This is a genomic window from Aeromonas sp. FDAARGOS 1408, from assembly GCF_019048665.1.
GTDB classification, from domain to species: domain Bacteria; phylum Pseudomonadota; class Gammaproteobacteria; order Enterobacterales; family Aeromonadaceae; genus Aeromonas; species Aeromonas dhakensis.
The window spans coordinates 4,118,334-4,136,717 of record NZ_CP077394.1 but is presented as its reverse complement, the minus strand read 5'-3'; the positions used below and the strand labels follow the sequence as shown (position 1 = coordinate 4,136,717).

Annotated in this window: 17 protein-coding genes; 12 read left to right on the top strand and 5 right to left on the bottom strand. The window is 59.7% G+C overall.

Going from position 1 to position 18,384, the window contains the following annotated elements; all coding sequences use genetic code 11:
* Positions 1 to 445 precede the first annotated feature (445 nt).
* Positions 446 to 700, top strand: a complete 255-nt coding sequence (locus I6L38_RS19160) for a helix-turn-helix domain-containing protein (RefSeq protein WP_017410478.1) — start codon at positions 446 to 448, stop codon at positions 698 to 700.
* Complete coding sequence (locus I6L38_RS19155; RefSeq protein WP_047437768.1) at positions 700 to 2,019, top strand: type II toxin-antitoxin system HipA family toxin; 1,320 nt, start codon at positions 700 to 702, stop codon at positions 2,017 to 2,019. Before I6L38_RS19160 ends, I6L38_RS19155 begins: the two co-directional genes overlap by 1 nt.
* A gap of 419 nt (positions 2,020 to 2,438) precedes the next feature.
* Here the strand turns inward: I6L38_RS19155 and fhuB are convergent, their stop codons facing one another.
* From fhuB to I6L38_RS19130, 5 genes are all read right to left on the bottom strand, one after another.
* The gene (gene fhuB, locus I6L38_RS19150; protein ID WP_043171127.1) at positions 2,439 to 4,421 is read right to left on the bottom strand and encodes a Fe(3+)-hydroxamate ABC transporter permease FhuB; all 1,983 of its coding nucleotides are present in this window, start codon (positions 4,419 to 4,421) and stop codon (positions 2,439 to 2,441) included.
* Positions 4,421 to 5,344 (bottom strand): ABC transporter substrate-binding protein, encoded by a 924-nt coding sequence (locus I6L38_RS19145; protein WP_043171126.1) that lies wholly within the window; start codon positions 5,342 to 5,344, stop codon positions 4,421 to 4,423. Before I6L38_RS19145 ends, fhuB begins: the two co-directional genes overlap by 1 nt.
* A gap of 18 nt (positions 5,345 to 5,362) precedes the next feature.
* Positions 5,363 to 6,127 (bottom strand): ATP-binding cassette domain-containing protein, encoded by a 765-nt coding sequence (locus tag I6L38_RS19140; protein WP_017783539.1) that lies wholly within the window; start codon positions 6,125 to 6,127, stop codon positions 5,363 to 5,365.
* Positions 6,128 to 6,149: 22 nt separating this feature from the next.
* Entirely contained in the window at positions 6,150 to 7,808 is a 1,659-nt protein-coding gene (locus tag I6L38_RS19135) for a multidrug ABC transporter permease/ATP-binding protein (protein ID WP_043171124.1), read from the bottom strand.
* A 78-nt stretch (positions 7,809 to 7,886) separates the two neighbouring features.
* The gene (locus tag I6L38_RS19130; RefSeq protein ID WP_026141999.1) at positions 7,887 to 9,995 is read right to left on the bottom strand and encodes a TonB-dependent siderophore receptor; all 2,109 of its coding nucleotides are present in this window, start codon (positions 9,993 to 9,995) and stop codon (positions 7,887 to 7,889) included.
* Between the two features lie 383 nt (positions 9,996 to 10,378).
* On the opposite strand from I6L38_RS19130, the gene mioC reads away from it, so the two are divergent.
* The 10 genes from mioC (at position 10,379) to atpH (ending at position 18,378) form a co-directional block, all read left to right on the top strand.
* On the top strand, positions 10,379 to 10,828 hold the full coding sequence (gene mioC / locus I6L38_RS19125) for an FMN-binding protein MioC (protein WP_043171123.1): 450 nt from the start codon (positions 10,379 to 10,381) through the stop codon (positions 10,826 to 10,828).
* Between the two features lie 509 nt (positions 10,829 to 11,337).
* Positions 11,338 to 13,227 carry a tRNA uridine-5-carboxymethylaminomethyl(34) synthesis enzyme MnmG gene (mnmG, locus tag I6L38_RS19120; protein ID WP_216988842.1) on the top strand — a complete coding sequence of 630 codons (1,890 nt, stop codon included), beginning with the start codon at positions 11,338 to 11,340 and terminating at the stop codon, positions 13,225 to 13,227.
* Between the two features lie 20 nt (positions 13,228 to 13,247).
* On the top strand, positions 13,248 to 13,874 hold the full coding sequence (gene rsmG / locus I6L38_RS19115) for a 16S rRNA (guanine(527)-N(7))-methyltransferase RsmG (protein WP_024942392.1): 627 nt from the start codon (positions 13,248 to 13,250) through the stop codon (positions 13,872 to 13,874).
* Positions 13,875 to 13,900: 26 nt separating this feature from the next.
* Positions 13,901 to 14,704 (top strand): ParA family protein, encoded by an 804-nt coding sequence (locus I6L38_RS19110; protein ID WP_005307193.1) that lies wholly within the window; start codon positions 13,901 to 13,903, stop codon positions 14,702 to 14,704.
* Positions 14,701 to 15,615, top strand: a complete 915-nt coding sequence (locus tag I6L38_RS19105) for a ParB/RepB/Spo0J family partition protein (protein ID WP_010635594.1) — start codon at positions 14,701 to 14,703, stop codon at positions 15,613 to 15,615. Before I6L38_RS19110 ends, I6L38_RS19105 begins: the two co-directional genes overlap by 4 nt.
* Positions 15,616 to 15,805: 190 nt before the next feature.
* The gene (locus I6L38_RS19100; RefSeq protein WP_010635593.1) at positions 15,806 to 16,216 is read left to right on the top strand and encodes an ATP synthase subunit I; all 411 of its coding nucleotides are present in this window, start codon (positions 15,806 to 15,808) and stop codon (positions 16,214 to 16,216) included.
* Positions 16,217 to 16,224: 8 nt separating this feature from the next.
* Positions 16,225 to 17,007: a F0F1 ATP synthase subunit A gene (gene atpB, locus I6L38_RS19095; protein WP_005307200.1), complete on the top strand. Its 783-nt coding sequence runs from the start codon at positions 16,225 to 16,227 to the stop codon at positions 17,005 to 17,007.
* Positions 17,008 to 17,065: 58 nt separating this feature from the next.
* Positions 17,066 to 17,308, top strand: a complete 243-nt coding sequence (atpE, locus tag I6L38_RS19090) for a F0F1 ATP synthase subunit C (protein ID WP_005307205.1) — start codon at positions 17,066 to 17,068, stop codon at positions 17,306 to 17,308.
* Positions 17,309 to 17,360: 52 nt separating this feature from the next.
* Entirely contained in the window at positions 17,361 to 17,831 is a 471-nt protein-coding gene (gene atpF, locus I6L38_RS19085) for a F0F1 ATP synthase subunit B (protein ID WP_005307207.1), read from the top strand.
* A gap of 13 nt (positions 17,832 to 17,844) precedes the next feature.
* Positions 17,845 to 18,378 carry a F0F1 ATP synthase subunit delta gene (gene atpH / locus I6L38_RS19080; RefSeq protein WP_010635592.1) on the top strand — a complete coding sequence of 178 codons (534 nt, stop codon included), beginning with the start codon at positions 17,845 to 17,847 and terminating at the stop codon, positions 18,376 to 18,378.
* Positions 18,379 to 18,384: the final 6 nt, after the last annotated feature.

Sequence of the window (18,384 nt, the reverse complement as noted above, 5' to 3'; positions counted from 1 at the left end):
TAATGGGGTATACCTTTTTAGAACCACCACATGACGATCGAAACACAACCTTTCGATAGCCTTTTGATCTGACAGCACAAACTTTAAGTGTGATCCGTCATCACAAAGTCGCTTTTGAGTTGTATTTGAGTATTTAAGCGACGTTGCTCACCATTCCTGATCTGCTGAATGGGATGCCAAAGGAGGAAATCTACAGAAGCTGGGCTTTGAGGTGAGTCATCTTTTCGACTCACCGAACAAGCCAGCAGCCAAGCGTAGCGCGGCAGTTCTTTACCCCATGGCTTGGTAATCTCCCCGTCTGCTGTTCTCTTACCCGCTATAGGGGATAAATGTTAGATACCGCCTACAGCGTGTAAGTTACATTTACCTCCTATAACAGGTAAATATTGATATACCTGCCATAGCGTGTAAATTGGAAGAAGGCACGCTACCAGGTTGTCGAATCATGAAAGTAACCAGCGCCAAGCAGCTGAGCGCCTGTATCAAGGATGCCAGGCTTTCTCAAAAGCTCTCTCAAGGCAAAGTGGCCGAGAAAGTAGGGATTAGGCAAGACACAGTCTCCAGCTTCGAGCTCAACCCTGAGTCCACCAAGCTGGAGACCCTGTTCAAGATCCTCGCGGCACTCGAGTTGTCAGTGGATATCAAACCCCGCAATGAGTCATCCGAGAGTCCGGCATCGGGCTGGAAGGAGGAGTGGTAATGGCCAATCTGGCTGTCTATATGAACGGCTATCGGGTAGGCACATTCACCAAAACTACCAGCGGCGCCCATCATTTTCAGTACCATGAGTCATGGCTAGCACAACCGGGCAGCCGTCCGATCTCACTCTCCATGCCATTGCGCCATCAGACCTACCGGGGCGATGAAGCCTATAACTTCTTCGACAACCTGCTGCCAGATAATACGGAGGTGAGAAACAGGGTTGTAGCACGCTATCAAGCGGCATCAACCCAGCCCTTCGATCTGCTCAGTTGCATTGGCCAGGATAGCGTAGGGGCATTACAGCTGGTTACCGAAGGGCACGATGTTCCAGATGTCAGGCGAATCGACTACAAGGCACTTTCCGATGACGAGCTCGAGCAGATCCTGACCAGCTACAAATCAGGAATCCCTTTGGGGATGGTCAGGGAGCAAGAGGAGTTCCGGATCTCTATCGCCGGGGCGCAAGAAAAGACTGCACTGCTCTATCTCGATGGCCGTTGGTACTTGCCACTCAATGCAACGCCGACAACCCACATAATCAAACTCCCTATCGGCAAGATTGAAAGCCACTCCTACTCGATAGACCTCTCCCAGAGCGTAGAAAACGAATATCTCTGCACTCTGATTGCCAAGGAGTTTGGTCTACCCGTACCTCACTGCTTCATGATGCAGGTTGGCCAGGTCAAAGCACTGGCTGTGGAACGCTTCGACAGACGTTACGCTGCCGATCGCAGTTGGATCATGCGCCTTCCCCAAGAAGATTTCTGTCAGGTATTGAATGTTCCGTCAGCACGGAAATACGAGAACCATGGAGGACCGGGGATCACTGACATCATGAAAACCTTGCTGGGCTCTGCGACACCAGAACAGGATCGCTACCTATTCATGAAATCTCAGGTCCTGTTCTGGCTGCTGGCGGCCACCGATGGCCATGCAAAAAACTTCTCGGTCTTTATTGAGCCGGAAGGGCGTTTTCGCCTGACCCCTTTTTACGACATCCTATCTGTCTATCCAGTATTTGGCGGCCGAGGCCTCAACCGAAGGGACGCCAAGCTCGCTATGGGCCTAGCAAGCAGCAAGGGAAAGAAGTACGCCATTGAGCAGATATTCCCGCGTCATTTCTTCCAAACGGCGAAAGCTGTGGGATTTGAGCGTTCTGCTATGGAAGAGATCCTGACAGAACTGGCCAACTCCGTTGATGATGTTATTGAGCGCGTTACACAGCAATTGCCAGCAGGCTTCCCCGATACCATCAGCAGCACCATTCTAGAGGGCCTAAAAGCCCGCTCAGCCAGGCTGATAAAGGGCTGGGATTAAAATGGCGGTATGTGGGATGACTGCACGGTTAGCCAAACTACCTATGGGAAACTTGCACGGTTCGAAGAGTAAAGCGGCTTTCCAGGTTCCGGACGGTGCTATAGTCGGTTCAAAATATGTTCAAAACTCACTTAAAAGGCGGCTTTGACTGCGTGTGGTGGCATCGCGTTGATTCATATGGGAAGGCTGCACGATCGAGAATGGACTATGTGGGAACGCTGCACGATGGCAGAAACCCGTGAGCGGCCTCTCAATATGCTGTTTTAGTTACTTTTACCCCAAGTGGCCCCCGAAAAGTCACTAACATATTGAAGATAATAAATTATTTACATTCTGCATCGGCAAATAACGCCGCACGGCAGGCAATAAAAAGCCCGGGTTCATCCCGGGCTTTTTTTGTGCATTTTTCATCCACCAACCTAGAGGCGGCGCAGGCACCACATGAAGTAAGCGCCCCCTAACAAGGTGGAGACCAGCCCCACCGGCACCTCCTGCGGGAACAGGATCTGCTGGCCGATCCAGTCCGCCGACACCATCAGCAGGGCGCCGGAGACGGCGGCACCGAGCAGGTGCCAGCGTGCCCGCACCAACCCCATCAGCTTGGCCATGTGCGGCGCCAGCAGGCCGACGAAGGAGAGCGGCCCCACCACCAGGGTCGCGCTGGCGGTGAGCACGGCCACCAGCAGCAGGATGGCGAGCTGAGCCCGGTTGAGCCGAATGCCGAGCGCGGCGGCCACCGCCGGTCCCATCGGCAGCAGATCGAGCCAGCGGCTGAGCAGCAGGCAGACTGCCAGCAGCGTCAGCGCCAGCACGACCAACCCGCCGGCAAGCGGCAGGGTGACGTAATAGGTGGAGCCGGACATCCAGGAGAGCAGTTGCTGCACCCGCAGGTCACCGTTGGCCAGCGCGATGGCCTGCAGCGGCTCGAACAGCGCCGTGATGGCGATGCCGGAGAGCAGCAGTCGCTCCGGCTGGAAGCCATGGCTGCGATTGACCAGCAGCAACAGCAGCAGACAACCGAAGGCACCGAGCAGGCCGCCGGCCAGCATCATGGGCAGCGGCAGGGCGGGCAGCAGCAGCGCCGTGGCAATCACCCCCATGAAGGTGCCACCACTCACCCCCAGCAGCTCGGGGCTCGCCATGGGGTTGCTGCTGACCCGTTGCAGCAGGGTGCCCGCCAATGCCAGCAGCATGCCCGCCGCACCGGCCGCCAGGGTGCGCGGCAGCCGCCACTCCAGCTGGGCCTGCCAGCGCAGCCAGCTCGGCCAGCGCCAGCCGTCCATCCCCTGCCCAAACAGCAAAGAAGCGATCACCGCCACTACCAACCCCATCAACATCAGGCCGACAAGGCGGGCTGGCGCCGGGTGGCGGGCCACCAGCAGGGCGGCATTCGCCTTTGGCGTGCCCGACTTGATACCCAGGCGCGGGATCAGCCACAACAGCAGCGGCGCCCCCAACAGAGCCGTCATGGCGCCGGTCGGGATGAGCACAGAGCCGCTGCGACTCAGGGATTGCAGCAACAGATCGGTGGCCGCCAGCAGCAGAGCGCCCAGTAGCGGGGCCCACAGCAGTCGCAGAGCCAGTTTTCTCACCCCCAGCAAGCGCACCAGGGCGGGCGCCGCCAACCCGATGAAGCCGATCAGCCCCACCACGCTCACCACGCAGGCGGTGACGAACACCGCCAGCCCCAGTCCGGCGAAACGCAGATGTTGAAGGGAGACCCCCAGACTGCGGGCACTGGCATCATCCAGCTCCAGCACCGCCAGCGGGCGCACCAGCACCGCGGCCAGCACGCCAGCCAGCAGCAGACGGGGCAGCAGGTAGCTCACCCCGCTCCAGCTGTTTTGCACCAGCGAGCCACTGCCCCACACCAGCAAGCCTTTCAGCTCCTCCTGAAAGAACAGCAGGAGCCCCATGCTGATGGCCGCCAGATAGAGGTTGATCACCAGCCCGGCAAAGACGATGACCACAGGATTGAGCTGGCGACGCCAGGCCAGGGCAAACACCAGCCCCATGGCGAGGCTGCCGCCGGCCATGGCGATCCACTCCCGCCCCAGCAGCAGCCAGGAGGGCGCAAACAGGGTCACCATCATCAGCGCCAGCTGGGCACCGGAGGCCACCCCCAGGGTGGTGGGCGAGGCCAGCGGATTGCGCAGCACCTGCTGCATCAGGGTGCCGGCCAGCCCGAGGGCGGCGCCGGCCAGCAGGCAGACGGCAAGGCGCGGCAGCCAGCTGAAGTGGACCACCGCCTCGCTGGCATCGGTCAGATCCGGCGACAACAGGGTCGCCAGCCAGCGTGCCGCCGGCAACTGATCGGCCAGCTCCCAACCGGCGAGCGCCAGCGTCAGCCCCAGCAGCAGGCTGACGGGAAGCCGCAGCGGCGACGGAAAAATCTGGTTCATCACAGCCCCTCCCCGCTTTGCCCATCTTGCTGCAGCGCAGTACTCAGCTGCACGGCAAAGCGACGCGCCGCCAGCACGCCGCCAAAACTCCACACCGCGGACAGATGCAGCACGGCCGCCGCCCTCACCTGTGGCAGCTGTTGCCATAGACCAGGCTCCTGCAGCCGCTCGCTCACCCCGACCGGGATCGGATCGACCACCACCAGTCGCGCTTGCGGCAGCGCCATCAACTGCTCCAGGCTGGCCACGGCAAAGCCCCAGGCATTGGTTTCCCCCTGCCAGCCATTGCGCAGGCCGAGCCGCTGCATCACCGCCTCAAACAGGCTGTGGCGGCCAAATACCCGCACATGGCGCTCATCGATGAACTGCACCACCAGCAGGGGCGGCAGCTCTGCAGGCAACGCCGCCCGCATCTGCGCCAGATCCTGGTCCAGCCTGGCCAGCAGTTGCTCGGCCTCGGCGGTTTTGTCCACCAGCGCGGCTATGGTCAGAGTCGCCTCGTGCAGCCGCTGCCACAGATCGGCATCCGGCTCGTAGAGCGCGATGGATTGTACCGGCGCGATGCGGGAGAGGGTCGGCGCCAGCGGGGCCGCCAGCGGCGAGATGAGGATGCGATCGGGTTTGAGCTCGGCCAGCAGCTCGCGGTTGGGCTGGGCACGCTGGCCGATATCCACCACGGCGGCCGGCAGCAGCGGTTCGCCGACCCAGGCGCGGTAAGAGCCGACATCCCCCACCGCCAGCGGAGTCACCCCGAGTGCCAGCAGGGTTTCGGCTATGGTCCAGTCGACGGTGGCGATGCGGGGTACCGACTTCACAGCATCGGCTCGAGGGAGGTCTGCAGCGGCAGGCATCGCTGGTTCGGCCAGCAATATGAGCGGAGCCAAGAGGCAGCAGAACCAGCCAACTTTCTTGAATAAAAGCATCGAGATAACAGGCCTTGTCTAAACGATGGCAATGGCGTGGTCATGGGCCGGGTGGCGAATGACCTCCATCGGGATGCCATAGATGGCGTGCAGGGTCTCGCCGGTCATGATCTGTTCGGGTTCGCCGTGGGTCAGCAGGCGGCCGGAGTGCAGCGCCACCAGCCGATCGCAGAAGCGGGAGGCCATGTTGATGTCGTGAATGACGATGATGACCCCGAGCTTGAGCTGGCGGCTCAACTGCTTGACGAGCGTGAGCACCTCCACCTGATGGGCCACGTCCAGCGCGGCCAGCGGCTCGTCCAGCAGGATGAAACGGCTCTCCTGGGCCAGCAGCATGGCCAGCCACACCCGCCCCCGCTCGCCGCCTGAGAGGGTATCCACCAGCCGGTCGGCAAAGCGTTCGGTATGGGTCAGCGCGATGGCCCGTTCGACCTGGCGGTGATCCTCCGCCCCCATCCGACCCAGCAGGCCGCGCCAGGGGTAGCGGCCCATCTCCACCAGCTCCCGCCCGAGCAGGTTTTCGGCGCTAGGCAGATGCTGGGGCAGATAGGCCACCTGACGGGCGAAGTCGCGCGCCCCCCACGCCGACAGCGGCTTGTCATCGAACCGGATCTCGCCGTCACTGAGCGGCTGCTGGCGTGCCAGCAGCTTGAGCAGGGTGGATTTGCCCGAACCGTTGTGGCCGATGAGGCCATAGACTTTGCCCTGCTCGAAACAGAGATCGGTAGGGTGCAGCAGCGTGCGGTCATTGACCGCGAAGCTGGCTGATTTCATCTCAAACATAAGCGGTTCCTGTTGGCCGGGTTCAAACCGGCGCCTCTGCATTCAAGTCACAATCCAGATGGGCGACCGCATCGCGGCTCACCTGCTCGCGCCGCTCGCCGGTCAGCTCGCTGAGCCGGCCCTGGCGCATCTCCAGCAGCCGGTCGGCCTGGGAGAAGTAGAGATCATCGTGGCTGATGGCGATCACCGTCTTGCCCATCTCCTTCAGGCGCGGCAGCAACAGCTGATAGAAGATGCGACGGAACTGGGGATCCTGATCCGCGGCCCACTCGTCGAACAGCATCACCTCGCGCTGCTCGGCCAGCGCCAGCAGCAGGGCGACCCGCTTGCGCTGCCCCTGAGAGAGGTCGATATCGGCGATGAAGCCCTCTTCGATGGTGAGCTTGCTGCCCATCTGCAGCCGCTCCAGCCACTCGGCCACCAGCTCATCCTTGGGCTCCGGCCCCAGCAGGTGCTGAAACAGGTGATAGTCGGTGAAGATGGCGGAGAAGAGCGCCAGATAGGCGTTGCGATCGGTGACCGGCTCCCCATCCAGCAGGATCCGGCCCGCTACCGGCTGATAGAGGCCGGTCAGCAGCATGGCCAGGGTCGACTTGCCGGAGCCGTTGCCACCTATGATGAAGAGTTGTTCCCCCCGCTCGATCACCAGATTGATGGGACCCACGGCGAAACCACCCTCCCCCTGATAGTGAAAGCTCACCTGCTCCAGCTCGATGCGCTGCCAGGCGCGGGGCGCGGACGGCAGCGGGAACTCGGCGTCCGGCGCGGCAAGATTGAGGGCCGCTATCTTGTCGAACGCCACCTGGGCGGAGAGCAGGGTCGGCAGCGCGCCAATGCCCTGCAGCAAGGGGGTACGCAAGAACAGCAGGGTCAGCGCGAAGGTGGCGGCCACCTGGGTGTCGGCCCAGCCCAGCCCGTTGGCCAGGAAGAAGACCAGACCGATGGCCCCCAGCATCATGATATTCGACCAGTTCACCGCGCTCAGGTGATAGGTGTCGGCGCGAATGATCTGCTCCCGATAGTCCTGCGCATTCTGCTGATAAAGCTGGTGGTAAACGAAGTGGGCCCGCTCGCGGTTGAGCGCCAACTCCTTGCTGCCAGCGATGATGGCCTGATAGTTCTGATAGAGCCGATCCTCGGCCTGACGCATATGGGAGAGATGGCGATAGACCCGGTTCACCAGCAGCCAGCCCACCACCATGGTGAAGGTGACCCAGAGCGTTGTGACGCCGAGCAGGGCCGGCGACAGCCAGCCAAGGTAGAGAGCCGACCCCAGGGTGAGCACCAGCCCCTGCACCAGCTCCGGCAGGCGCACGAAGGCGATGGTGATCTGGCCGATGTCGCTGGAAAGGGAGGCCAGCAGCGGCCCCTGGCCAATCTGGCGCAGGCGGGCGACATCGGTATCCAACAACTGCTTGAGCAGGCGGCCGCGCAGCCGGTAGACGAAATGATGGCCGAGGGTGGTCAGCGCCAGCTGAGAGCCGAGCGTGATCACCAGCAGCAATAAAATGAGGCCGATCAGCTGACCGAGCACCGGCAGCGGATCGCCGACTGATTCGACGAGAGACTGATTGATAAAGGCAATGACACCAATCCCGCTGACGGCACTGAGCAGGCTGAGCAGGGTAATGGCGATGAAGGGCCAACGATATTGGCGATAAACCAGAGACAAGAGTTCCATAACGGACCGGTATTCCAGAGAGATCAGAGCAACTGCAGGTGAAAAGAAGGGCGGGAACCCAGTTCCCGCCCACTTCGATTACCAGCGGTAGTTGATGCTGCCCACTACGCTGCGCGGCTCGCCGTAGTAGCAGTAGTAGTCGCAGCTGGCCACGTAGGTATCACCCAGCAGGTTGTTGACGTTGAGCTGAGCCCGCCAGTTCTTGGCAAAGTCATACCCGATCATCGCATCCCACACGGTATGGGCCGGCACCTGGGCCGAGCCGTAGATGGGGGTGTAGTCCGCATTCACGGCACCGATGCCGACACTGGAGCCGACGTAGCGCACGCCGCTCCCCAGTTCCAGACCGGAGACCGGACCCTGCTGCACCTTGTAGTTGCCCCAGAAGGAGGCCTGGTGGCGCGGGATAAGGCTGGCACGGCGATCGCCCTTGCCGGTGTCGTTGGTCTTGGCATCGGTATAGGTGTAGGCGGCGGTCAGGCGCAGCGCCTCGGTGGCCTGCACGCTCCCTTCCAGCTCGACCCCCCGGGAGGTCACTTCGCCGGCCTGGGTCTGCTGGCCGGAACCGGTGGAGACCAGCGAGTTGGTCTGCTCCAGATCGAACAGGGCCAGGTTGATGTAGCCATCGAGGAAGCTCGGCGCGTACTTGACGCCGGTCTCGTACAGGGTGCCCTTGAGCGGCTTGTAGGATTCGCTGGTGTTGGGGTCGATCCCAGGCAGCACCTCGAACGACTCGGCATAGGCAACATAAGGAGAGAGACCATTGTCGGCCAGGTACATCAGGCTGCCGGAGAGGGAGAGCTCGTGATCATACTGCTTCTCGTTCTTGCCCTTGGCTTCGCTGATGTTGTGGGTCTCCACGTAGTCGAAGCGACCGCCGCCGGTCAGCAACCAGCGATCGTCCCAGCGGATCTGGTGCTGGGCATAGAGGCCGCTCTGGCCCTTGGTGCTCTTCTGGTGGGTAGCGGTAGATTCATCAAAACCGGGGAAGCCGCTGTAATCCGGGTTCATGGTATTGATGGAGCCCATGCCGTAGTTGTCGGCTTCCTGGCCTTCATTGACATGGCGCTGCAGATCCACCCCCAGCAGCAGGGTCTGCTCTGTGCTGTCGGTGTTCCAGTAACCCACCATCTGGTTGTCCATGGTGGCGCTCTTGGTGGTGCCGTCGCGATAGATCAGGCCGCGGAAGGCGGTGGTGCCTTCATAGGTCGGGAAGATATAGGTCTGGCGCAGCAGCAGATCGTTGTAGTTGAAGCGGACGTTCTGCTTGAACTCCCAGGTCTGGTTGAGCTGGTGGGCCAGCTCGTAACCGGTGGAGAGCTGGGTGTTGCGGTTGCGATCGTAATCCGGCTGGCTCAGGTTGGTGCTGGGATCGATCTGGCCGCCGGAGGTATTCAGGGTGCCATAGACCGGGAAGAAGCCGTTGGTCGGCACCCCTTCGTCGTGCAGGAAGCTGGCCAGCAGGGTCAGGCTGGTGCGATCCGAGAGATCGAAGGTCACGCTCGGCGCCAGATAGACGCGATCGTTGTAGGTGCCGTCCAGCACGCCGTCACGCTCCTTATAAAGAGCAACCATGCGGTAGCGGCTGTTGTCGGTCAGTGCATCGGAGACATCCACCCCGATCTGGCGGTGATCCCGGCTGCCCAGCTGCAGATCCAGCAGCCCCTGCGGGGTGGCGGTCGGCCGCTTGCTGATGGCATTGATCACGCCGCCGGGAGGCGCCTCGCCGTAGAGGATCGAGGCCGGGCCTTTGAGCACTTCCACGCTCTCCAGGCCGAACGGCTCCGGCGTCCAGAGATAATAGCCGGTGCCGAACAGGCGGTTGCCATCCAGATAGGACGCAGCATCGAAGCCGCGCACCTTGAACCAGTCGGTATTGTTGTCGGAGCCATAGAGGCCGGTGAGCACGCCGGAGCGGTAGCGCAGGGACTCGTCAAGCTGCTGCACGGCACGCTGATCCAGCTCCTCGCGGTTGACCACGGAGACGGCGCGAGGCGTCTCGGCCATGGGTACTTCCACCTTCATGGCGGTGCCGGTGACCACCATGGTCTCGCTGGCTTTGGGCAGTTCTTTCGGTTGTTCGGCCGCCAGCACGGGCAGGCTGGCCAACAGGCAGGAGAGCGGCAGCAGTTGCTGTGCCCCTCTCTTTCGCATCGCTGCGATCGGGGTGTTTTTTTGCGCAATCATAGTAAGTGTCTCAAATATCAATGAGTTGTTTCTGATTTCTTATTATTGGTAGCCGGTCATACCGGTAGCCCGGTTCCTCAGGCGAATAAAGCAGCGACATGCTACTACAGGAGACATGATCGAATCGATTCAATAATTGCTAATCATTTGCATCCGCATTGTTACTTAACGTATCAGGAGCCGAGCGGAGAACACTCAAGAGGAGGAAACGGCCCCTTTTCGACACGATCGCAAGATTGGGCAGGATCGGCGGGCGGGGATCCCTTTTTTCCGTACAAAAGCAGCGAGGATCCATTATCCCCAAGCTTTATCCATATTTATCCACACCCTTTGGCGGTAGAATCCGGCTTTCTCTTGCTTCGTCTGAAATCAGGATCCATTCCATGGCCAAACTCAATCTCGTCGTCGGCTCCATGCTGGGCGCCTCTGAATATGTCGCGGACCACGTCGCCGGCCTGCTGGAACAAGCGGGACATCAAACCGAGATCCACAACCCCGCCAGCCTGGCCAGGGTGCTTGCCGAGCCGGAGGCCATAGTACTGGTGGTCACCTCCACCCACGGTGCCGGCGATGTGCCCGACAATCTGCAGCCTTTCGCCAAGGATCTTGCCGAGCAGCGTCCGGATCTTGATGGCTGGAAATACGGGGTGATCGCGCTGGGAGACAGCAGTTATGACACCTTCTGCCAGGGTGGCAAGACGCTGGATCGACTGCTGGCCGAGTGCGGCGCCAGCCGGATTGGGGATCGTCTCGACATCGACGTAACCCGGCACGAGATCCCGGAAGATGCGGCCGAAATCTGGATCCGGGACTGGTTGGCCCTGATCGCCTGAACCGGGAGCGGAAGATCCGGCAAGAACGGCTCGATCTCCCCGCTTATCCCCAGATCGCTATCCACCAGGTTATTAACAGGTGGATCCGGAGAAGTTGTTCCAAGGGTTCCCCTAGAATGCTCCGAGAAATTGTGAATAACTCCTGTGTGAAACTCTGTAAAACCTATAGTTATCCATGTATTAGATCTAAACCAAAGGGTGTCTGTGCATAAAAACCCTTGTTATCCCCCAGTTCACGGGGCCAGGATCCAAGCTTTTCCACAACCAGAGATCGCTCTTAAGACGATGATCTTTATGATCAAAAAGTGCTTATCAACAGAAGCGGCGGATCCTAATAAAAGATCCAATAAAAGATCGATCTAAAGATCCTTAAGATCTATTTAGTGGATCCTCCCTCCATACTGAACGTTAAGTAGACGTTCCCCTCAGGACGCTAAACAGATAGAATGTTCCGCCCTCGAGCACAGGCAAACAAAGATCTTCAGGCGTGCAGATCAAGGTGATCCCCAATGCAATACCATGAACAATTTGATGTGATCGTCGTCGGTGGCGGTCATGCAGGAACCGAAGCGGCAACAGCGGCAGCCCGGATGGGCCTCAATACCCTGTTGCTGACCCACAATATCGATACGCTGGGACACATGTCCTGCAACCCGGCGATCGGCGGGATCGGCAAGGGACACCTGGTCAAGGAAGTTGACGCTCTCGGCGGGATCATGGCGCGTGCCATCGATCTTGGCGGGATCCAGTTCCGTACCCTCAACTCCTCCAAGGGCCCGGCGGTTCGCGCCACTCGCGCCCAGGCGGATCGTCTGCTGTACAAGGCAGTCGTGCGCCAGATGCTGGAGAACTACCCCAACCTGAAGATCTTCCAGCAGGCCTGTGATGATCTCATCATGGACGGGGATCGGGTTGCCGGCGTGGTCACCCAGAGCGGGATCCGCATCAGCGGCAAGACGGTCGTGCTGACCGTGGGTACCTTCCTGAACGGCCTGATCCACATCGGCATGGAAAACTACAAGGGCGGCCGTGCCGGGGATCCTCCCTCGATCGCCCTCGCCCAGCGCCTGCGGGAACTGCCGCTGCGCATCGATCGCCTCAAGACAGGTACGCCGCCCCGCATCGATGCCCGCAGCGTCGATTTCTCGGTGATGCAGGCCCAGCACGGTGACGATCCGCGTCCGGTCTTCTCCTTCATCGGCGATGTCAGCCAGCATCCGCGTCAGGTGCCCTGCTACGTTACCCATACCAACGAGAGCACCCACGAGGTGATCCGCAACAACCTGGATCGCAGCCCCATGTACGCCGGGGTGATCGAGGGAATTGGCCCGCGCTACTGCCCGTCGATCGAGGACAAGATCACCCGTTTTGCCGACAAGACGGCGCACCAGATCTTCGTCGAGCCGGAAGGCCTGACCACCCACGAACTCTACCCGAACGGGATCTCCACCAGCTTGCCGTTCGACGTGCAGGTGCAGATCGTCCGCTCCGTGCGCGGCTTCGAGAATGCGCATATCACCCGCCCGGGTTATGCCATCGAGTACGATTTCTTCGATCCGCGGGATCTCAAGGCCAACATGGAGAGCAAGTGCATCGGCAACCTGTTCTTCGCCGGCCAGATCAACGGCACCACCGGCTATGAAGAGGCGGCAGCCCAAGGCCTGCTGGCCGGTCTGAACGCCGCCCTGCGTGCGCAGGGCAAGGATCCCTGGCATCCGCGCCGGGATCAGGCCTACATCGGCGTGATGATGGACGATCTCTCCACCCTGGGAACCCGCGAACCCTACCGCATGTTCACCAGCCGTGCCGAATATCGCCTGCTGCTGCGGGAAGACAACGCCGATCTGCGCCTGACCGCCGTCGGCCGCGAGCTGGGCCTGGTGGATGACGAGCGCTGGAGCAAGTTCAACGCCAAGATGGAACAGGTGGAGCAGGAGCGTCAGCGCATGCGCTCGACCTGGATCCACCCGCAACATCCGTCGCTGGAGGCGGTCAACGCCCTGGTCAACACCCCGCTGACCCGCGAGCAGAGCCTGGAAGAGCTGCTGCGTCGCCCCGAGGTGACCTACGATGCGCTGATGGCCATCGAGGGGGTCGGGCCTGCGCTGAGCGATTCGGCCGCCGCCGATCAGGTGGAGATCCAGATCAAGTACGCCGGCTACATCGAACGCCAGCACGACGAGGTGGAGAAGCAGCTGCGCAACGAGAACACCCTGCTGCCGCTGGACATGAACTACCGCGACGTCAACGGCCTCTCCAACGAGGTGATCGCCAAGCTCAACGATGCCAAGCCGCAGACCATAGGTCAGGCGTCCCGCATCTCCGGCATCACCCCGGCGGCCATCTCCATCCTGCTGGTTCATCTGAAAAAACACGGCCTGCTGCGTAAAACCGCCTGAGGATCCTACCGTTGCAAAACATGCTGGAAAGATTGAACGGCCTGCTCATGCAGGCCGGAATTGTTATCACCGAGACCCAAAAGACCCAGTTGGTTCGGCTTGTCGAGTTGCTGCACAAGTGGAACAAGGCTTACAATCTCACCTCGGTACGAGATCCGGACGCCATGCTGGTCAAGCACATCCTCGACAGCCTGGTGGTGAGCCGGCACCTGCACGGTGAGCGCTTCATCGATGTGGGCACAGGCCCGGGTCTGCCCGGACTGCCGCTGGCGATCATCAATCCGGACAAGCAGTTCGTGCTGCTGGACAGTCTGGGCAAGCGGATCAACTTCATCCGCCAGGTGATCCTGGAGTTGGGCTTGACCAACGTGACTCCCGTCAAATCCCGGGTCGAGGAGTATCAGCCCGAGGTGGGATTTGACGGCGTGCTGAGCCGGGCCTTCGCCTCGCTGGAGGACATGCTGGGCTGGTGTCACCATCTGCCGTCGGCCCAGGGCAGCTTCCTCGCGCTCAAGGGACAGTATCCCGAGCAGGAGCTGGCCCAGTTGCCCGCCAACATCCGTCTGGTCGCCTCCCATCAACTGGTGGTGCCGGAGCTGGAAGGCGAACGTCATCTGCTGGAATTCAAACATATCCAGCCCGAATAGGGTCGCAGTTTCATTTAGGGGACAGTGTGGGAAAAGTCATCGCCATAGCCAACCAGAAGGGTGGAGTGGGTAAAACCACCACCTGTGTGAATCTGGCCGCCTCCATGGCCGCTACCCGCCGCAAGGTGCTGGTGATCGATCTGGATCCGCAGGGCAATGCCACCATGGGCAGCGGTGTCGACAAGTACGAAGTCGAGCGCACCGCCTATGAGCTGCTGATCGAGGACGCCCCCATCGGCGAGGTGATCATCCCCGAAACCTCCGGGGGCTATCACCTGATCGCCGCCAACGCCGACGTGACCGCGGCCGAAATTCGTCTGATGGAGTTCTTCGCCCGCGAGATCCGCCTGCGCAACGCGCTGGCCGCGGTGCGGGACAAGTACGACTACGTCTTCATCGACTGCCCGCCTTCTCTCAACATGCTGACCGTCAACGCCATGGCCGCCGCCGACTCCGTGCTGGTGCCCATGCAGTGCGAATACTATGCGCTCGAAGGGCTGACCGCCCTGGTGGACACCATCAGCAAGCTGGCAGCCGTGGTCAATCCGGATCTGAAGATCGAAGGGGTGCTGCGCACCATGTTCGATCACCGCAACCGGCTGGCCAATGATGTGTCCGATCAGCTTAAACAGCACTTCGGGGACAAGGTCTATCGCACCATCATTCCCCGCAACGTAAGACTGGCGGAGGCACCGAGTTTCGGCGCCCCGGCCATGCACTATGACAAATCATCGGTGGGCGCCAAGGCCTATCTGGCTCTGGCTGGCGAGATCCTGCGTCGCCAGGAGCAGGAGCGTCAGGTGACCATCGCAGACCGAGAGAGCATATGACGCCGAAAAAACGTGGGCTGGGCAAGGGGCTGGACGCTCTGCTCAGCACCAGCACGGCCGCACGCCAGAAGCAGGTGATGAGCGATCAGCGCACCGAGCAGGCCATGGCCCCGACCCCGACCAACCAGGGCGAACTGCGCAAGCTGCCGGTGGAGTGGCTGCAGTCCGGCAAGTACCAGCCGCGCAAGGACATGTCGCAGGATGCGCTGGAAGAGCTGGCCAACTCCATCCGTGCCCAGGGGGTGATCCAGCCCATCGTGGTACGCCCCCTCGGCGAGCAATCCTTCGAAATCATCGCCGGTGAGCGGCGCTGGCGCGCCTCCCAGCTGGCCCGCCTCGAGGTGGTGCCCTGCCTGGTCAAGGATGTGCCTGACGAGGCTGCCGTCGCCATCGCGCTCATCGAGAACATCCAGCGTGAAGACCTCAATGCCATCGAGGAGGCTGTCGCCCTGCAGCGGCTGCTGACCGAATTCGAACTGACCCACCAGCAGGTGGCCGATGCGGTGGGCAAGTCCCGCACCACGGTGACCAACCTGCTGCGCCTCAACCAGCTCAACGACGACGTGAAGCGCTTCGTCGAGCACGGTGACCTCGACATGGGCCATGCTCGTGCCCTGCTGGCCCTGAGCGGCCAGGCCCAGTCCGAACTGGCCAAACTGGTTGCCCAGAAGGGGCTGACCGTGCGAGATACCGAGAAATTGGTGCAAAAGGCGCTGGAACCGGCAAAAGCCAGGGTCGAGCCCGTCCGCGATCCCCAGTTTGGTTATCTCGAGCGCCAGATCTCAGAAAAAATTGGCAATCAGGTACAACTTCAGCCGGGAAAACAGGATAGCGGCAAGTTAGTAATTAGTTACGAGAACTTGGCGGATTTGGACCGGGTATTGAGCTATTTTGGCCTGTCAGAATCGTGATTTTTACGCTTTTTGTAGTAATAAAACATCCATTCCTTTTGATATGAACATAACCTTAATTCTGTGCGGAAAGCCGCAAAAATTAAGGATTTTTGCCATGTTGCAATAGCTGTCTTCAAGGGTATAATTTGACCGGCTTTTTGGGCTGTAAACGCGGGGTCTTCGGATCCCGATTTTTTACAGTTCTGTAATGTTCAGGGGTAGGTTGGTGAAGCAGAAAATAGCCTTGGAAGGTTTAACGCTGGCCTTGGCTATGCTCGTTTGTCAGCTCGTCCTGATCCTGGCGATCAGTACCGTCTGGTTTTACCAGGCCGGTGCGTTTGCCGGACGCTCCTCTCTCTACGGGGGGAGCATGTACTGGGTTCCTCAAGCCCTGTTCACGCTCTGGGTTCTGCGCCGCAAGGTGACGAAAGAGAGCGTGGGCCTGGTTCTGCGGGACTTTTATGGTGGGGCAGGGATTAAGCTCATTACTACAACAGGACTTTTCGCCCTGATGTTTGGCGCCGGGATCGAGGTCGATACCGTCTCGTTCTTTGCCACTTATATCCTCGCCCTCGTTGTACAGTGGATAGTCTCATTCACGCTTAACAACCACTATTAGGAAAACTCATGTCTGCAACCGGAGAAGTCCTGACTCCTCAGGGATATATCTCCCACCATCTGACCCATCTGCAAGTCGGGTCTGGGTTCTGGACAGTCAATGTCGACTCAATGATATTTTCTGTTCTGTTGGGCGCTCTGTTTATCTGGTTGTTCCGCCGCGTAGCCGTCAACGCTACCAGTGGTGTGCCCGGTAAACTGCAGTGCTTTGTGGAGATGCTGGTCGAGTTTGTGAGTGGTAACGTCAAGGACATCTTTCACGGTCGCAACAAGGTCATCGCACCTTTGGCCCTGACGGTGTTTGTGTGGATCTTCCTGATGAACCTTATGGATCTGATCCCCGTTGACTTTATCCCCCACGCTGCACAGTTGATGGGTGTTCCCTATCTGCGTGTGGTTCCCTCTGCTGACGTTAACATCACCATGTCCATGGCTTTGGGCGTGTTCTTCTTGATCCTGTACTACAGCATCAAGGTCAAGGGTATCGGCGGGTTTGTGAAGGAGCTGACGCTTCAGCCTTTCAACCACCCGGCGGCCATCCCGGTTAACCTCATCCTGGAAACTGTTACGCTGATTTCCAAACCTGTTTCTCTGGGTCTTCGACTGTTCGGCAACATGTATGCTGGCGAACTGATCTTTATCCTGATTGCGGGTTTGCTACCCTGGTGGTCTCAGTGGATCCTGTCCGTGCCTTGGGCAATTTTCCACATCCTGATCATCACTTTGCAGGCGTTTATCTTCATGGTGCTGACCATCGTCTATCTGTCGATGGCTCAAGAAGACCATGGTTGATGCAACTCAAATAATCCTTTTTATACAATCAATTACATCTAAATAAATGGAGATCCTCATGGAAAACTTGAACATGGACCTGCTGTACATCGCTGCTGCAATGATGATGGGTCTGGCGGCTATCGGCGCTTCCATCGGTATCGGTATCCTGGGTGGCAAATTCCTGGAAGGTGCAGCTCGTCAACCGGACCTGATCCCTGTTCTGCGTACCCAGTTCTTCATCGTGATGGGTCTGGTGGATGCGATCCCGATGATCGCCGTTGGTCTGGGTCTGTACGTGATGTTTGCGGTTGCCGGCTAAGTCATAGCGACCTCCGGACATAACCCATTAACTAACTAAGAGGACACAGGCTGTGAATATCAACGCCACCCTCCTCGGCCAAGCAGTTGCTTTTTTCTTCTTCGTAGTGTTTTGCATGAAGTACGTGTGGCCGCCGCTGATGGCTGCCATCGAAGCCCGTCAGAAAACCATTGCTGACGGCCTCTCTTCTGCCGAGCGTGCCAAGAAAGATCTGGATTTGGCCAAGGCCAACGCCACCGATCAGCTGAAAGAAGCCAAGCTCCAGGCTGCAGAAATCATTGAACAGGCCAACAAACGCAAGGCCCAGATCATTGATGAAGCTGCTGCCGGTGCCCAATCTGAGCGGGAAAAAATCCTGGCTCAGGGCCGTGCCGAGATTGAAGCTGAACGTCATCGTGCCAAAGAAGAACTGCGTAAGCAGGTTGCTGCTCTTGCCATTGCTGGTGCAGAGAAGATCCTGGCGCGCCAAATCGACCAGGCTGCCAACAGCGACATCGTCGACAAGCTGGTAGCAGAACTGTAACGGGAACGGGGCTATGTCTGAACTGACTACAATCGCTCGCCCCTACGCCAAGGCTGCTTTCGAGTTTGCCGTTGAGCACAAGGCGGTTGACCAGTGGCTGGGGATGCTCGGCTTCGCTGCACAAGTAGCGGAGAACGAGACCATCCACAACCTGGTAAACGGCTCTGTGGCTGCCGAAGAGCTGGCAAAGTTGTTTGTCGGCATCTGTGGTGAGCAACTCGACGAGCATGGTCAGAACCTGATCCGGGTGATGGCCGAGAATGGTCGCTTGGGTGTGCTGCCGGCGGTCGTTGCCGAATTCATCGCGTTCAAGGCTGAACTGGATAAAGAAGTTCAGGCTGACGTGATTTCGGCGATCGAACTGACCGACCAGCAGAAAGCCAATATTCAGGCTTCTCTGGAACAACGTCTCGCGCGCAAAGTGAAGCTGAATTGCAGCATGGATGCGTCCTTGATGGCCGGGGTGCTCATCAAGGCCGGTGACCTGGTTATCGACGGCACGGTCCGCGGTAAGCTGGATCGCATGGCTGACGCGCTGCAATCTTGATTGGGG

Coding starts and splice junctions, on each gene's coding strand:
- I6L38_RS19160 (WP_017410478.1), top strand. CDS start 446: ATGAAAGTAACCAGCGCCAAGCAGCTGAGCGCCTGTATCAAGGATGCC.
- I6L38_RS19145 (WP_043171126.1), bottom strand. CDS start 5,344: ATGCTTTTATTCAAGAAAGTTGGCTGGTTCTGCTGCCTCTTGGCTCCG.
- I6L38_RS19105 (WP_010635594.1), top strand. CDS start 14,701: ATGACGCCGAAAAAACGTGGGCTGGGCAAGGGGCTGGACGCTCTGCTC.
- I6L38_RS19100 (WP_010635593.1), top strand. CDS start 15,806: ATGTTCAGGGGTAGGTTGGTGAAGCAGAAAATAGCCTTGGAAGGTTTA.
- atpE (WP_005307205.1), top strand. CDS start 17,066: ATGGAAAACTTGAACATGGACCTGCTGTACATCGCTGCTGCAATGATG.
- I6L38_RS19140 (WP_017783539.1), bottom strand. CDS start 6,127: ATGTTTGAGATGAAATCAGCCAGCTTCGCGGTCAATGACCGCACGCTG.
- rsmG (WP_024942392.1), top strand. CDS start 13,248: ATGCTGGAAAGATTGAACGGCCTGCTCATGCAGGCCGGAATTGTTATC.
- fhuB (WP_043171127.1), bottom strand. CDS start 4,421: ATGAACCAGATTTTTCCGTCGCCGCTGCGGCTTCCCGTCAGCCTGCTG.
- I6L38_RS19155 (WP_047437768.1), top strand. CDS start 700: ATGGCCAATCTGGCTGTCTATATGAACGGCTATCGGGTAGGCACATTC.
- I6L38_RS19130 (WP_026141999.1), bottom strand. CDS start 9,995: ATGATTGCGCAAAAAAACACCCCGATCGCAGCGATGCGAAAGAGAGGG.
- mnmG (WP_216988842.1), top strand. CDS start 11,338: ATGCAATACCATGAACAATTTGATGTGATCGTCGTCGGTGGCGGTCAT.
- mioC (WP_043171123.1), top strand. CDS start 10,379: ATGGCCAAACTCAATCTCGTCGTCGGCTCCATGCTGGGCGCCTCTGAA.
- atpH (WP_010635592.1), top strand. CDS start 17,845: ATGTCTGAACTGACTACAATCGCTCGCCCCTACGCCAAGGCTGCTTTC.
- atpB (WP_005307200.1), top strand. CDS start 16,225: ATGTCTGCAACCGGAGAAGTCCTGACTCCTCAGGGATATATCTCCCAC.
- I6L38_RS19135 (WP_043171124.1), bottom strand. CDS start 7,808: ATGGAACTCTTGTCTCTGGTTTATCGCCAATATCGTTGGCCCTTCATC.